Source organism: Noviherbaspirillum sp. ST9 (assembly GCF_048799745.1).
In the GTDB taxonomy this organism is placed as follows: domain Bacteria; phylum Pseudomonadota; class Gammaproteobacteria; order Burkholderiales; family Burkholderiaceae_D; genus Noviherbaspirillum.
The window spans coordinates 324707-339897 of the sequence record NZ_JBLWFR010000003.1 but is presented as its reverse complement, the minus strand read 5'-3'; the positions used below and the strand labels follow the sequence as shown (position 1 = coordinate 339897).

The window sequence follows — 15191 nt, the reverse complement described above, 5'->3', positions numbered from 1 at the left end:
TTACATCTAACGGCAATCGGTTTCAATGACCGGCGCAATTAGTGTTTGCCCTCGCGCATGAAGAATTCGAATTTTTCGACCGGCATTGGCCGCCCCAGGTAATACCCTTGCATGGCATCGCAGTCCTGCGCGCGCAGAAAGTCGAGCTGCTCTGGCGTTTCCACGCCCTCGGCAATGACGAGAAGCTTCAGACTGTGCGCGAGCGCAATCACCGCCTTGGCAATCGCCGCGTCGTCAGCATCGACGCTGATATCCCGGACAAAGGATTTGTCGATCTTCAGCGCGTCAATGGGAAATCGCTTCAGATAGCTCAGACTCGAATAACCGGTGCCAAAATCATCGATCGAGAGATGCACACCCATCGCGCTGAGCTTGTGCAGGGTTTCCGCCGCCGCCTCGGGGCTTTCCATCACGACGCTTTCGGTAATCTCGAGTTCGAGCCACTCCGGACGGCAGCGCGTCTCGTCCAGAGTCTGCGACACCATCTTGACGATATCCTGCTGCTTGAACTGGCGCGCAGAGAGATTGACGGCAATGCGCAAGTCCGGGAACAGACCGCCATCGTGCCACTTCCGTTTCTGCTCGCAGGCTCGGCGCAGCACCCATTCCCCCATCGCGACAATCAGGCCGGTTTCCTCGGCAATCGGAATGAAATCTCCGGGAAAAACCATTGGCTGCCCCGGCGGTTCCCAGCGCAGAAGCGCCTCCGCGCCCGTCACGCGCCCTGAAGCAATATGCATCTGCGGCTGGTAATGCAGGACGAACTCGTCGCGCTCGAGCGCGCGGCGTAGCCCGGTCTCGAGCTTGAGGCGGTCCAGCGCCCTTGAATTCATTTCGTGCGCATAGAACTGGAAGTTGTTTCTCCCGGCATCCTTCGCACGGTACATCGCCGTGTCCGCATTCTTGAGCAAAGTCGGGCCGTCCTGGCCATCCTTGGGATACATGCTAACCCCGATGCTACCCGTCGGATAGAACTCGTGCCCCTGAATGGACATCGGCCGTGCAAGCGCCTCGAGGATTTGCTGCGCCATGATTGCCACTGCATCTTCGCGCGCGACGTCCGGCCGGATCAGCACGAACTCGTCGCCGCCCAGGCGCGCAATGGTGTCGCCGGCGCGAACGCATGTGGAGAGCCTGCGGGCGATTTCGACAATGATCTTGTCGCCGACCTCGTGACCCAGGCTGTCGTTGATATTCTTGAATCGGTCCAGATCGATCAGCATGACCGCCACTTGCCCCTTTGAGCGCCCGGCGAACAGGAGCGCCTGCCCCAGGCGGTCGAGCAGCAGCGAACGATTCGGAAGGCTGGTCAGCGCATCGTGGTTGGCCAGGTGAAGCAGCTCCTCTTCGATCTGCTTGCGGCGCGAGATGTCTTCCACCACCGTACTGTAGTACTTCGGATTACCGTCTTCATCGCGCACCATCGAACTGGTAAGGTTGATCCAGATGTAGTAGCCGTTCTTGTGACGGTAGCGCTTCTCGCGCGTTTTTTCATCCAGCTCGCCGGCGATCATGCGGCGCGCCAGTGCCCAGTCGGACACGAGGTCCTCGGGATGGGTGATGTCCTGGAAGCCCATGCCGAGCAATTCCGTGCGCGAGTAGCCGACGATCTCGCACAGCTTGTTGTTGACCATCAACCAGCGCCCGTCCGGTGCCACATGCGCGAGACCGACGGCAGCCTGGTTGAACGCCACACGGAAGCGCTCCTCGCTTTCACGTAGTACTGCCTCCGCTGCGACGCGTTCGGTAATGTCGCGAACCACCGCCACCAGCAACTGCCTCCCCTCGGATTGCACTGCGCGCAGATAGACTTCCACTGGCAGTCGCGAGCCATCCTTGCGCTGATGGACGGTTTCGATCATGCCTGTCTTGTTGCCGGACTGGATGACCTCGTCAAAGCGCCGGTGGATGCGTTCGAGCTCACCCTCGTCGGGCTTGAGGTCCTGCGGGCCGAGCCGCAGCAACTCTTGATGGCTGTAACCCAGCGTCTCCAATGCGGTTTCGTTTGCATCAATGAAACGCATTTCCTCTCGGTCGATCAGATAGATCGCGTCGATGGAACTGTCGAGCGCCGTGCGAAACCTCCGCAGCTCCTCCTGCGAACGCACCCGCTCCGTCGTCTCCTGTGCCATCAGGAGCAGAACGTTTTCCTGTCTCAACAACGCTGTCGACAGGTGAAACTCAAAGTAGCGCTTTCCCCCTTCGTCAGACACGCTTACCTGCAGATCGACGGTTTCGTCGCCGTTGACAAGCGACTGTTTCAACCGCTCGGTCAATTGTCGGCTCCAGACCACGGAGGTCAGTGATTGCCCAAGGACGTCCGTATCCTGCCGGACCTTGAACATGCTGCACATCGCGTGATTGATCGAACGTATCTTCAGGTCGGCATCCACGACCATGAGCCCGGAAGGCATCGAAGCAATGATCTGCTCGGCGTAATTCTTGACGCGCACGATTTCGTCGCGATCCGCCTGGAAATACGTGTCGAGCGCCAGCACCATGTCGAAGCAGACTACTTTCAGGATGGCGTCGTAGGTGCGGAAAAACTCCTCCTGGTCATCTTTGAACAGGGTGGAAAGAACGGGGATGAGTTCCGCCAGATACTTCCGGTAGGCGCCGACATACCACTTCGGCTCCAGGGAAATCATCTGGTGCACGATGCCGACACGCAGCCGGTCCTTCACATAGCCAGCGTCATAGTCGCCCGCAGTGAGGCGATCGAAATAGGCGATTTGCGCAAGCCTCAAGCGCTCGACCTTGAGTGGATCTCCAAGCATGGCCTTGAGCTCGGGGAACCTGAACAGGTAATCGTGAAAGGAAGCGACAAGCTGCTTTTGAAACGGCTTCAGCCGGGAGTGCACGCTGCGCAGACGCGCCACGTCTTCGTCCCGGATCTCCAGCGCATCCCTGCGCCTGGCAATGTCGCCGAGGTCCAGGCCGATCTCGGTGGAGATCAGGTCAACCAGTTCCTCGAGCTTCTTCATTCGGCCGCCCCGCGCGCGCGCATCAAACGCGTTGGAATTTCGACAGATGCCACGGGCTTTCCCATTCGCATGATTGATGGTATCCGGACAATTTGCGGTCTGCGCGTGCTACGGCGAGCTCGGCGCAGCAAGACGACGAAGATTTACGAAAAGGTTACCGCAAGATGTTCCCTAGAAGCACATTTTGCCAGCAACTAACGCGTGGTGCCTAGGTTTATCGTGCAGCACAGGATAGGTGACGAAGCGTTGGCGAATCCGCGCAACGCAGGAGGAATATAGAAGGGAAAGGAATGAGAAGCGGTTCTCGGTAAATCTACCAGAGAATCCGCGTTTGAACGAATTCTGGTCGGGGCGAGACGATTCGAACGTCCGACCACCTGATCCCAAATCAGGTGCGCTACCAGGCTGCGCTACGCCCCGAGAGACCTGCATCATACCGGCCCGAGGCACTCCGGTCAATTTATTGCAGGCAGGATGAAAAAAGTTGAGGAAGCGCAGCCGGTGTCCACCCTTCCCTTTTCCGTGCGGATCACGCTGCGAGCTTGTCGGCAATGCGCCGCGCCATGCGTCCCGCGTCATCCGCATCGCGCGCCTCGACCATGACACGTACGAGAGGCTCTGTCCCGGATGCGCGAATCAGGACACGGCCATTGTCGCCCAACTCAGCCTCGACGACCTCCTTTTCCGCGACGACAGCGCCATTTTTTTGCCAGTCAAATCCGGGGGCAACCTTGACGTTGACGAGCGATTGCGGGAAGAGGACAAGGTCGGCAGTCGCCTGGGCCAGCGTGCGGCCGCTCCGCTTCAATGCAGACAAGATCTGCAGCGCCGACACAATGCCGTCGCCGGTCGTGTGCTTGTCCAGGAACAGCAGGTGGCCCGAACCCTCACCACCGATCAACCATCCGCGCTCCTGCAGGACCTCGAGCACGTAGCGATCACCAACCTTTGCACGCGCGAAGCCGACTCCCATCTGCTTCAGTGCCACTTCGAGTGCCATGTTGGTCATGAGGGTACCCACGACACCGGAAACCGGCGTGGTCGCCATGCGGTCCTTTACCATCACATATAGCAATTCGTCGCCGTTGTACGTGCGTCCGGTGGCATCCACCATCAGCAGGCGGTCGGCGTCACCGTCGAGCGCAATGCCAAGGTCCGCCTTGTGCTCCTTTACTGCAGCCGACAAGGCGGCAGGCGCGGTTGCACCGACGCCGTCATTGATGTTCAGGCCGTTCGGCTGGTTGCCGATGGCCACAACTTCCGCGCCAAGCTCATGGAACACGTCGGGGGCGATATGGTATGCCGCGCCGTGCGCGCAATCCACGACGATCTTCAGCCCCTTGAGGTCCAACTCATTCGGAAAGGTGCTCTTGCAGAATTCAATGTAACGCCCCTGCGCATCGAACAAGCGTTTGGCCTTGCCGAATTTTTCCGAGGACACGCAGTCCATCGGGCCTTCCAGCAGCGCTTCGATATCAGCCTCGACCGAATCAGGAAGCTTGTTGCCGGAGGCCGAGAAAAACTTGATGCCGTTGTCATCAAAGGGATTGTGCGAGGCTGATATCACGACACCCGCGGAGAGGCGCAGTGCACGTGTGAGATAGGCAATGGCCGGCGTGGGCATGGGGCCCGCGAGCATGACATCGACGCCGGCAGCGGCGAAGCCGGCTTCGAGGGCGGCTTCCAGCATATAACCTGAAATGCGCGTGTCCTTGCCGATCAACACCACAGGCTTGCTGCTGCTCGTCTCCGCTTGTGCCAGCACCTTTCCGGCTGCATAGCCAAGCTTCATCACGAAATCAGGAGTAATCGGAAGCACACCGACACGGCCGCGTACGCCGTCGGTACCGAAATATTTACGCGTCATGTTTTATCCCTGTTTTGACTGTTCAACCGCTGCCCATACCTTCAGCGCATCGACGGTTTCCGCAACGTCGTGCACCCGGATGATCGCCGCACCGTGGGCAACCGCAGCCAACGCTGCGGCGAGACTTCCGGCAAGGCGCTGCTCAACCGGGCGGCCGGTGATTGCGCCGATCATCGACTTTCTCGAGACTCCCGCGAGCACAGGCACGCCGGTCTCTTCCGCCATTCTCTCCATGTTGCGGAGAAGTGCAAGATTGTGGTCGACTGTTTTTCCAAAGCCGAAGCCCGGATCCACACATATCCTGGAACGGTCGATGCCTGCCTCTTCCATCGCGGCGCGACGCTCTTGCAGGAATTGCGTAACGTCGCGCGTCACATCCGCATACTGCGGGCTGTGCTGCATGGTGAGTGGGTCTTTCTGCATGTGCATGATACACAACGCGCAGTCGCTCTGGTTGACTGCAGTCAACGCCCCTTCCGCGCGGAAACCATTGATGTCGTTGATCATATCGGCGCCTGCCAGCAGTGCTTCACGCATGACTTCAGGTTTGTAGGTATCGATGGACAACGGCTTTCCGCAGTCGCGCAAGGCAAAGAGGACGGGCATCACGCGTCGCAATTCCTCTTCCAGCGGAAGCGGTTGCGCGCCGGGCCGGCTGGACTCGCCACCAATGTCAATGATGTCGACACCATCGGCAAGCATCTGCTCGGCGCGCGTCAAGGCAAGGTCGATGGAGTGGAACTGCCCTCCGTCGGAAAAGGAATCCGGAGTAACATTCAGTATCCCCATCACCAGTGGCCTCGACTGCCCGGGTGTCAGCGGAAAGCGAAACCGGCCGCATTGAAAGTGCTTGGTCTTCATTTCAGGCAAACAAAAAGGGCGAGGAATAATCCTCACCCTTGTTGAACAGACATCGGAGAGCAGCTAGACGTTATGCAGGCGCGGTCGCATTCGGGGAGACCCCGCCCGACGTATTGTCGGACGCGGAACGCTTGGCCGGCACGCCAGCCTTCGGCGGACGCGGCTCGTGGCCTTCCATGATGTCGTTGATCTGGTCTGCGTCGAGCGTTTCCCAATCGAGCAAGGCCTTGGCCATGACTTCGACCTTGTCCTTGTTCTCTTCGAGCAGACGACGCGACAACACGTATTGTGCATCGAGGATTGAGCGAATTTCCTGGTCCACCTTCTGCTGCGTCGCTTCGGATACCGTCTTCGAACTCATGCGGCCGAAGTAAGCATCCTGCTCACTGTCTTCGTAGACCATGGTGCCCAGTGTTTCGGACATGCCATAACGCGTCACCATCGCACGCGCCAGCTTCGTTGCACGCTCGAAATCGTTCGATGCGCCCGTGGACATCTGGTGCATGAAGATCTCTTCTGCAATGCGGCCACCGAACAGGATGGCGATTTCTTCCAGCATCTTGTCCTTGTACATGTTCACGCGGTCATGCTCAGGCAGCTGCCATGTCAGGCCAAGTGCATAGCCCCGCGGCATGATCGTGACCTTGTGGACCGGATCGGCCTTCGGCAACAGCTTCGCAACGACAGCGTGGCCAGACTCGTGGTACGCCGTATTGCGGCGCTCTTCCTCGCGCATGACGGCGGACTTGCGTTCCGGGCCCATCACGATCTTGTCCTTGGCGTCTTCGAAGTCCTGCATTTCAACCAGCCGCTTGTTGCGGCGGGCTGCAAACAGGGCGGCTTCATTCACCAGATTGGCGAGGTCAGCACCGGAAAAACCCGGGGTGCCGCGCGCCAGGATGTCGGCCTTGACGTCCGGCGCGATGGGCACCTTGCGCATATGCACATACAGGATCTGTTCGCGGCCGCGGATATCGGGCAGGCCGACCATCACCTGACGGTCGAAACGACCCGGACGCAACAATGCCTTGTCGAGCACGTCGGCACGGTTGGTTGCGGCAATCACGATCACGCCGGAGTTGGCTTCAAAGCCGTCCATCTCGACCAGCAACTGGTTCAAAGTCTGCTCGCGCTCGTCGTTACCGCCGCCGAGGCCGGCACCGCGATGGCGACCGACAGCGTCGATTTCGTCGATGAAGATAATGCAGGGAGAATGCTTCTTCGCATTTTCAAACATGTCGCGAACGCGCGAAGCGCCGACACCGACGAACATTTCAACGAAGTCGGAACCGGAGATGGTGAAGAACGGAACCTTCGCTTCGCCGGCAATTGCGCGTGCGAGCAGCGTCTTACCCGTACCAGGCGGGCCGACCATCAGCACACCGCGCGGAATGCGTCCGCCGAGCTTCTGGAACTTCGTCGGGTCGCGCAGGAAGTCCACGAGTTCCTGCACTTCCTCTTTCGCTTCATCGCAACCTGCAACGTCGGCAAAGGTGACCGTATTGCTGGCCTCATCCAGCATGCGTGCCTTGGAGCGGCCAAACGAGAATGCGCCGCCCTTGCCGCCACCCTGCATCTGGCGCATGAAGAATACCCAGACGCCGATCAACAGCAGCATCGGGAACCAGGAAATGAAGACTTGCGACAGGAAGGACTGCTCTTCCGGCTGCTTGACGTCGAACTTCACGCCGTTGTTCACAAGGTCGCCAATGAGGCCGCGGTCAAGATAGGTCACAGCGGTCTTGATGCGCTTGCCATCGTTGGTCGTGGCAATGATCGTGCGGTCTTCGATGGTGGCTTCGCGGATTTGACGGGCTTTTACTTCGTCCAGGAAGTCCGAGTAGGGAATAGGCGTTGCGCCTCCCGCCAGTGTCCTGCCGTCGAACTGCTTGAAGACGGTGAACAGCACCAGGGCGATGACAACCCAGATGGCGGCTTTCGAAAACATGTTGTTCACTAGAACTCCTTAGACGCAAAAGCGCCCGTTTACATTACTTGTAAAATTGATTCTACCCGCATTAACCTGCGCTTGCCAGCCTGAATATTTCGGCAGATTGGAGGATGATCCAAGGCAAAATTGGCGCAATTGTCACTCGGAACAAGTTGCAAGGGGTCGCGAGACACGGCGATATGACCGTAGACGAGATGCGGGCAGAATCGGATTTATCAAGTGTTGCCAGAACGGCAATCTACAAAAGTTGCAATCAAGAAGGGTTTTTCAGTACTTTGCCAAGCAAGAAGATTTCGGACGACTTGTCCCTGCTGGCCTTGGGCTTCTTCTGGGCGACCACCTTGAACTCATCCCGGAACTTTCCGAGAATTTCGTTAAACCCCGTGCCGTTGAAACATTTGACGAGGAGTGCCCCGGAAGGTTTCATATGCGCGCGCGCAAAATCAATGGCGAGGTCAATGATGTGCTCCACGCGTGCGGCATCCGCGATAGCCACTCCAGAGAGGTTGGGCGCCATGTCGGACAGCACGAGATCCACCTTGCGCCCTTCCAGAACCTGCTCCAGCTGATCCAGTACTTCGTCCTCGCGGAAATCGCCTTGTATGAAATGCACGTCGGCGATCGGGTCCATCGGCAGCATATCGAGTCCGATGATGGTGCCGTTGATTCCGCCACCCTCTTTTCCTGCCAGCTTATTGCGCACGTATTGTGACCAGCTTCCCGGTGCGCAGCCGAGATCCACGATGACCTGCCCCGGCTTGATCAGCTTTTCGCCTTCATCGATTTCCTTGAGCTTGTAGACCGCACGCGCGCGATAGCCGTCCTTTTGTGCCAGCTTCACGTAAGGATCGTTGATGTGGTCGTGCAGCCAGTTTTTGTTGAATTTGTTCTTTGCCATTCGCGTAGAATACCGCTTTTAAGGGAATATTAATCATGCTGAAATTGACACCCGCAGAGCGCAGCGCGCTTCGCTCCGAAGCCCACGCTCTCAATCCGGTCGTCATCATCGGCGACGCCGGCCTCACGCCGGCAGTGCTGAAGGAAATCGACACCAGCCTGGATGCCCATGGCCTCATCAAGGTCCGCGTCTTCGGGGATGACCGCGAAGCCCGCATCGAGATCTACGAAACGATCTGCGAAAAGCTCGATGCCGCTCCGATCCAGCACATTGGCAAGCTGCTCGTGCTTTACCGCCCGCAAAAAGAAACCCAGAAAGAGCGTAGCGAGAAGCGTGGCAAAGGGCTGCGTGAGGTTACGATCGTCAAGGCCAGCGCGTCCGGCACCAAGCGGCCGTCCGTGACAAAGGTTCTGCTGAAAGGCAATGAGCGCGTGACCGCTGGCGGCAGCATCAAGCGGGCGAAGAAGCGTGTGGGCACGTCGAAGAAGTCGACGGCCAGCAAGGCCTGATCAAACAGCCGCAACGCCTGGCGCTGCGGCCCCTCCTCCGCACTGCGCCTAGCGCAGCTTCCAGACGAGAAGCCCGCCGAGGATGCTCTGGATGAGATAAAAGACGCTCGCAATCCCGTGCAGCATTCCGAACCTTGAGCGTGCTTCGGCATCCATCATGCCGCCTGCGGCGGACGCCTTCAGCGCTTCCATGAACGGTTGCAAACCAAAATAACCGGCCAGTGTGCAGGTGAGCATTCCAAACAGGATCCACAGGAGGTGCTTGCGCCCCTTGGCATCAACGCCACTGTCCCTATAGACCAGCGCGATCAAAGCGATGGCCCCGACGAGGGACACCCACGCCTCGATCCTGAAAAGCCTCCCTGCGATCATTCCCGCGAGCATCCTGTCCGCAAGTGTGGCAAACAGTGTGGGCGCTACGATGTAACCAATCGTCCACATGCTTCCGACCCACAGGGTCGCCAGCAGCATGCGGACGCGGGCGGCAACCATGGAATCAGATGTAGCGGACTTCGAGGACTTCGTATTCGCGGATGCCGGAAGGCGCATTGACCTCCACGACGTCGCCGGCGTACTTGCCGATCAAGGCGCGAGCGATCGGGGATGTGATGGAAATCTTCAATTCCTTCAGGTCAGCCTCATCCTCGCCGACGATCTGGTAAGTCACCTTGTTGCCGGATTCGAGGTCCTCGAGATCCACGGTCGAGGCGAACACGATACGGCCTTCCGCATCCAGCACGGTCGGATCGATGATCTGTGCCGCACCCAGCTTGCCTTCCAATTCCGCAATGCGGCCTTCGATGAAGGCCTGGCGCTCCTTGGCGGCATCGTATTCGGCATTTTCGGACAGGTCGCCCTGGGCGCGCGCTTCCGAGATCGCATTGATGACGGCCGGACGGTCCTTGGTCTTGAGGCGGTGCAGTTCTTCCTTCAGCATTTCTGCGCCGCGCTTGGTAATCGGTACTGTGCTCATAAGTTCTGTAGACAAAATGAAAACCACAGAGGTCACAAATAACCCCGGGAAACCCGGGATCGTCTGTGACCTCTGTGGCAAACGTTTAACTGTTGGAGGTTTAGTGTAAAGACTTATGCAGGCCTTGTAAATCGTAGACGTGCAACTCGTCCAGATGGCGCATGCCCTCGACCGCAGCCTCTGCTCCAGCGATGGTTGTGTAGGTTGTCGCGCGCGCCAACAATGCGGAAGTACGGATCGCACGGGAATCGGTGATCGCCGTACGCTTTTCTTCCACCGTGTTGATGACCATGACAATCTCGTTGTTCTTGATCATGTCGACAACGTGCGGACGGCCTTCTACGACCTTGTTGACTGGAGCCACCGGAATACCTGCCGCGCTGATTGCTGCCGCCGTGCCCTTGGTTGCAACCAGCGAGAAGCCCAGTTCGACCAAGTCCTTTGCAACCTGCACGGCGCGCGGCTTGTCGCTGTTCTTGACACTCAGGAAGACCTTGCCGGACTTCGGCAGCTTGACGCCAGCGCCGAGCTGCGACTTCACGAAGGCTTCGCCGAAGGTCTTGCCCACGCCCATGACTTCACCGGTCGACTTCATTTCCGGGCCGAGGATGGTGTCCACGCCGGGGAACTTGTTGAACGGGAAGACGGCTTCCTTGACGCTGTAGTACTCGGGCACGACCTCGTTCTTGATGCCTTGGCTATCCAGCGACTGGCCGACCATGCAGCGTGCGGCGATCTTCGCCAGTTGCAGGCCGGTTGCCTTCGACACGTACGGAACGGTACGCGATGCACGCGGGTTGACTTCCAGCACGAAAACGATGTCCTTCAACTGGCCATCCACTTCCTGCTGCTGAATGGCGAACTGCACGTTCATCAGGCCGACGACGTTCAGTCCCTTTGCCATCAGCGAGGTCTGGCGCTTCAATTCCTCGATGGTTTCCTTGGACAGGGAGTACGGCGGCAGCGAGCACGCGGAGTCGCCGGAGTGCACGCCTGCCTGTTCAATGTGTTCCATCACGCCACCGATGAAGGTCCGCTGGCCGTCGGACAGGCAGTCCACGTCGACTTCGATCGCGTCATTCAGGAAGCGGTCGAGCAGCACCGGGGAATCATTGGAGACCTTGACTGCTTCGCGCATGTAGCGCTCGAGATCGCGTTGCTCGTGGACGATTTCCATCGCACGGCCACCCAGCACGTAGGACGGGCGGACCACCAGCGGGTAGCCGATTTCCTGTGCCAGGCGCAGTGCTTCTTCTTCGGTACGCGCGGTTCGGTTCGGCGGCTGGCGCAGGCCGAGCTCTTGCAGCAGCTTCTGGAAACGCTCGCGGTCTTCAGCCGCGTCGATCATGTCTGGCGAGGTGCCGACGATGGGCACACCATTGGCTTCCAGGTCGAGTGCCAGCTTCAGCGGAGTCTGGCCGCCGTACTGGACGATCACGCCGTACGGTTTTTCCTTGTCGACGATTTCCAGCACGTCTTCCAGCGTCAGCGGCTCGAAGTACAGGCGGTCGGACGTGTCATAGTCGGTCGACACGGTTTCCGGGTTGCAGTTGACCATGATGGTCTCGTAACCGTCGTCGCGCATCGCCAGCGCGGCGTGCACGCAGCAGTAGTCGAACTCGATGCCTTGGCCGATGCGGTTGGGACCACCGCCAAGAACCATGATCTTCTTCTTGTTGGTCGGCTGCGATTCGCACTCTTCATCGTAGGTCGAGTACATGTACGCGGTCTTGGTCGCGAACTCGGCGGCGCAGGTATCGACGCGCTTGTAGACCGGACGCACGCCCAGCTCGCGGCGCTTGTCGCGGATTGCCTTGTCGGTCGTCTTCAGCAGTTTCGCCATGCGGCGGTCTGCGAAACCCTTCTGCTTGAGCTTGAACAGCGTGGACTTGTCGAGCGCGTCCAGCGACTGGGTTTCCAGCCAGAGTTCGATATCGACGATTTCCTTGATCTGCACGAGGAACCAGGGGTCGATGTGCGTGAGCTGCTGCACTTCTTCCAGCGAGAAGCCTTGCGCGAAGGCGTCGCCCACGTACCAGATGCGTTCCGGGCCAGGTTCGCCAAGCTGCTCTTCGATGGTCTCGCGATCCTTGGTCTTTTCGTTCATGCCGTCGACGCCGACTTCGAGGCCACGCAGGGCCTTCTGGAACGATTCCTGGAAGGTGCGACCGATCGCCATCACCTCGCCCACCGACTTCATCTGGGTGGTCAGGTGGCTGTCGGCGGTCGGGAATTTCTCGAACGCGAAACGCGGCACCTTGGTGACCACGTAGTCGATGCTCGGCTCGAAGGATGCCGGGGTCGCGCCGCCGGTGATTTCATTGCGCAGCTCGTCGAGCGTGAAGCCGACGGCCAGCTTGGCTGCGACCTTGGCGATCGGGAAACCGGTTGCCTTGGAGGCCAGTGCCGACGAACGCGAGACGCGCGGGTTCATCTCGATGACGATCATGCGGCCGTCCTTCGGATTGACCGCGAACTGCACGTTGGAGCCGCCGGTGTCGACGCCGATCTCGCGCAGCACCGCCAGGGAGGCGTTACGCATGATCTGGTATTCCTTGTCCGTCAGGGTCTGCGCAGGAGCGACGGTGATCGAGTCGCCGGTGTGCACGCCCATCGGGTCGAGGTTTTCGATCGAGCAGACGATGATGCAGTTGTCCTTCTTGTCGCGGACGACTTCCATCTCGTACTCTTTCCAGCCGATCAGGGATTCCTCGATCAGGAGTTCGGAAGTCGGCGAGGCTTCGAGGCCGCGCTTGCAGATGGTTTCGAATTCTTCCGGGTTGTAAGCGATGCCGCCGCCGGTGCCGCCCATGGTAAAGGACGGACGGATGATGACCGGGAAGCCGATTTCCTTCTGCACCGCCCACGATTCTTCCATCGTGTGCGAGACACCGGAACGTGCGGAACCGAGGCCGATCTTGGTCATTGCATTCTTGAACTTCAGGCGGTCTTCCGCCTTGTCGATCGCTTCCGGGGTCGCACCGATGAGTTCGCAGCCGTACTTGGTCAGCACGCCGTTGCGATGCAGGTCGAGTGCGCAGTTGAGCGCGGTCTGTCCGCCCATGGTCGGGAGGATCGCGTCAGGACGTTCCTTGTCGATGATGCGCTCGACGACCTGCCAGGTGATCGGCTCGATATAGGTGACGTCGGCCATCTCCGGGTCGGTCATGATGGTCGCCGGGTTGCTGTTGACCAGGATGACCTTGTAACCCTCTTGACGGAGGGCCTTGCATGCCTGCGCGCCGGAGTAGTCGAATTCGCACGCCTGGCCGATGATGATCGGGCCGGCGCCAATGATCAGGATGCTTTTAATGTCTGTGCGCTTAGGCATTTTTGTGTTTCTCCATCATCGCCACGAAGCGATCGAACAGGGGGGCGATGTCATTCGGGCCGGGCGAAGCTTCCGGGTGGCCCTGGAAGCAGAACGCGGGCTTGTCGGTGCGCGCAAAACCTTGCAGCGAACCGTCGAACAGCGAGACATGGGTGACGCGGCAGTTGGACGGCAGCGTGTCGACATCGACGGCGAAGCCGTGGTTTTGCGAGGTGATCATCACCTGCTTGGTGTCGAGGTCCTGCACCGGGTGGTTCGCGCCATGGTGGCCGAATTTCATCTTCAGCGTCTTCGCACCGGAAGCCAGCGCCATGATCTGGTGGCCAAGGCAGATGCCAAACGTCGGGATGCCGCGCTCGATCAGCTCTTTCGACGCCGCGATTGCGTAATCGCAGGGTTCCGGATCGCCAGGGCCGTTGGACAGGAAGATGCCGTCCGGGTTCAGCGCCAGCGCGTCTGCTGCGCTGGCTTGCGCCGGCAGGACGGTGACCTTGCAGCCGCGCTCGGCGAGCATGCGCAGGATGTTGTACTTGACGCCGTAGTCGAAGGCGACGACGTGGAATTTCGGGTTGTCCAGCTTGCCATAGCCGCTGCCGAGCTTCCACTCGGTTTCATTCCACACGTAGGACTTGGCGGTCGAGACGACCTTTGCCAGGTCCATACCGGCCAAGCCGGGAAAGGACTTCGCCAGCGCGAGCGCCTCTTCCGCGCTTGCCGATTCGCCGGCGACGATGGCGCCGTTCTGTGCGCCCTTTTCACGCAGGATGCGGGTCAGTTTGCGGGTGTCGATGCCGGCGATGCCGACGACGTTTTCCGCCTTCAGGTAATCGGACAGGCTGCGCTGGGAACGGAAGTTCGAGACCAGCAGCGGCAGGTCCTTGATGATCAGGCCGGCAGCGTGGATCTTGCTTGCTTCGACGTCTTCTTCGTTGACGCCGACGTTGCCGATGTGCGGATAAGTGAGGGTGACGATCTGGCGACTGTAGCTGGGGTCCGTCAGGATTTCCTGGTAGCCGGTCATGGCCGTGTTGAACACGACTTCACCGATCGTATGACCGGGAGCACCGATGGAAAAACCCTGAAAGATAGACCCGTCTGCGAGCGCAAGGATGGCCGGAACTGATTGGCCAGAAAAAAAAGGCAGCAAGGGTAACTCCTGAGATGTTTACCGCCGCTGCGCCGCGCCAGAACGACCGTCGACCAAACGGCTTGCGCTGGCTGTCGCGGGTCTTTTTGGGACGGAAATGGAAGGGGTATGCGCTACGGCGGGTGAATTTAGTTAAACCCCAAGATTATAGCCGAGAACGCCCTGCGCTGCAAATTTGTAAGTTTGTGGTAAGGCGTCGGCGGCAGCCCCCGATCCGCCGGGATCAGGGGCTGCGAAAACCCGTGTCAGATCTTCAACGCAGCAATGCCTGCGCGGGCAATTTGCACGTCTTCCGACGACTTCACGCCCGACACGCCAACCGCGCCGGCGCAATGGCCGTTGACGATGACGGGAACACCGCCTTCGAGCATGCCTTCGAATTCCGGCGCGCTGAGGAAGGAGACGCGGCCGTTGTTGATCATGTCTTCATACACCTTGGTTTCGCGACGGCCAAGTGCCGCGGTACGCGCTTTCGCCGGCGCAATATGGGCAGAAATCGGGGCCGCGTTGTCGAGGCGCTGCAACCACAGCAGGTGCCCGCCGTCGTCCACCACCGCAATGGTCACGGCCCAGTTGTTTGCCTTTGCTTCAGCTTCCGCAGCTGCAGCGATTGCGCGGGCGTCGTCGAGGGTAAGCACTTGTCTGGATTGCATGATGTCTCCTTCAATGA

Annotated in this window: 11 protein-coding genes and 1 tRNA gene; 1 reads left to right on the top strand and 11 read right to left on the bottom strand. The window is 59.4% G+C overall.

The window, feature by feature from the left end; translation table 11 throughout:
• Positions 1–38: 38 nt before the first annotated feature.
• The 6 genes from ACNOHI_RS08025 to ACNOHI_RS08000 all read right to left on the bottom strand — a co-directional run bounded on the left by ACNOHI_RS08025 (position 39) and on the right by ACNOHI_RS08000 (position 8561).
• Entirely contained in the window at positions 39–2984 is a 2946-nt protein-coding gene (locus ACNOHI_RS08025) for an EAL domain-containing protein (RefSeq protein ID WP_420474148.1), read from the bottom strand.
• A 343-nt stretch (positions 2985–3327) separates the two neighbouring features.
• Positions 3328–3404: transfer RNA gene (locus ACNOHI_RS08020), tRNA-Pro, on the bottom strand.
• Between the two features lie 109 nt (positions 3405–3513).
• A complete protein-coding gene (gene glmM, locus ACNOHI_RS08015; protein WP_420474147.1) occupies positions 3514–4851 on the bottom strand; it encodes a phosphoglucosamine mutase in 1338 nt (445 codons plus the stop codon).
• A 3-nt stretch (positions 4852–4854) separates the two neighbouring features.
• Positions 4855–5712, bottom strand: a complete 858-nt coding sequence (gene folP / locus ACNOHI_RS08010; protein ID WP_420474146.1) for a dihydropteroate synthase — start codon at positions 5710–5712, stop codon at positions 4855–4857.
• Between the two features lie 70 nt (positions 5713–5782).
• Positions 5783–7669: an ATP-dependent zinc metalloprotease FtsH gene (gene ftsH / locus ACNOHI_RS08005; protein ID WP_420474145.1), complete on the bottom strand. Its 1887-nt coding sequence runs from the start codon at positions 7667–7669 to the stop codon at positions 5783–5785.
• A gap of 247 nt (positions 7670–7916) precedes the next feature.
• Positions 7917–8561: an RlmE family RNA methyltransferase gene (locus tag ACNOHI_RS08000; protein ID WP_420474144.1), complete on the bottom strand. Its 645-nt coding sequence runs from the start codon at positions 8559–8561 to the stop codon at positions 7917–7919.
• Positions 8562–8596: 35 nt separating this feature from the next.
• On the opposite strand from ACNOHI_RS08000, the gene yhbY reads away from it, so the two are divergent.
• Positions 8597–9070, top strand: a complete 474-nt coding sequence (yhbY, locus tag ACNOHI_RS07995) for a ribosome assembly RNA-binding protein YhbY (protein ID WP_420474143.1) — start codon at positions 8597–8599, stop codon at positions 9068–9070.
• Positions 9071–9118: 48 nt separating this feature from the next.
• On the opposite strand, the gene ACNOHI_RS07990 is transcribed toward yhbY, so the two are convergent.
• From ACNOHI_RS07990 to ACNOHI_RS07970, 5 genes are all read right to left on the bottom strand, one after another.
• Positions 9119–9562, bottom strand: coding sequence for a DUF4149 domain-containing protein (locus ACNOHI_RS07990; RefSeq protein WP_420474142.1), 444 nt, complete (start codon positions 9560–9562; stop codon positions 9119–9121).
• A gap of 4 nt (positions 9563–9566) precedes the next feature.
• Entirely contained in the window at positions 9567–10043 is a 477-nt protein-coding gene (gene greA / locus ACNOHI_RS07985; protein WP_420474141.1) for a transcription elongation factor GreA, read from the bottom strand.
• Positions 10044–10143: 100 nt separating this feature from the next.
• Entirely contained in the window at positions 10144–13374 is a 3231-nt protein-coding gene (carB, locus tag ACNOHI_RS07980; protein ID WP_420474140.1) for a carbamoyl-phosphate synthase large subunit, read from the bottom strand.
• The gene (gene carA / locus ACNOHI_RS07975; protein WP_420474139.1) at positions 13367–14521 is read right to left on the bottom strand and encodes a glutamine-hydrolyzing carbamoyl-phosphate synthase small subunit; all 1155 of its coding nucleotides are present in this window, start codon (positions 14519–14521) and stop codon (positions 13367–13369) included. Before carA ends, carB begins: the two co-directional genes overlap by 8 nt.
• A 245-nt stretch (positions 14522–14766) precedes the next feature.
• The gene (locus ACNOHI_RS07970; protein ID WP_420474138.1) at positions 14767–15174 is read right to left on the bottom strand and encodes a GlcG/HbpS family heme-binding protein; all 408 of its coding nucleotides are present in this window, start codon (positions 15172–15174) and stop codon (positions 14767–14769) included.
• Positions 15175–15191 lie beyond the last annotated feature (17 nt).

Excerpts from the sequence above, each read along its gene's own strand:
- ACNOHI_RS08025 (WP_420474148.1), bottom strand. The coding sequence starts at position 2,984 with ATGAAGAAGCTCGAGGAACTGGTTGACCTGATCTCCACCGAGATCGGC.
- glmM (WP_420474147.1), bottom strand. The coding sequence starts at position 4,851 with ATGACGCGTAAATATTTCGGTACCGACGGCGTACGCGGCCGTGTCGGT.
- folP (WP_420474146.1), bottom strand. The coding sequence starts at position 5,712 with ATGAAGACCAAGCACTTTCAATGCGGCCGGTTTCGCTTTCCGCTGACA.
- ACNOHI_RS08000 (WP_420474144.1), bottom strand. The coding sequence starts at position 8,561 with ATGGCAAAGAACAAATTCAACAAAAACTGGCTGCACGACCACATCAAC.
- yhbY (WP_420474143.1), top strand. The coding sequence starts at position 8,597 with ATGCTGAAATTGACACCCGCAGAGCGCAGCGCGCTTCGCTCCGAAGCC.
- ACNOHI_RS07990 (WP_420474142.1), bottom strand. The coding sequence starts at position 9,562 with ATGGTTGCCGCCCGCGTCCGCATGCTGCTGGCGACCCTGTGGGTCGGA.
- greA (WP_420474141.1), bottom strand. The coding sequence starts at position 10,043 with ATGAGCACAGTACCGATTACCAAGCGCGGCGCAGAAATGCTGAAGGAA.
- carB (WP_420474140.1), bottom strand. The coding sequence starts at position 13,374 with ATGCCTAAGCGCACAGACATTAAAAGCATCCTGATCATTGGCGCCGGC.
- ACNOHI_RS07970 (WP_420474138.1), bottom strand. The coding sequence starts at position 15,174 with ATGCAATCCAGACAAGTGCTTACCCTCGACGACGCCCGCGCAATCGCT.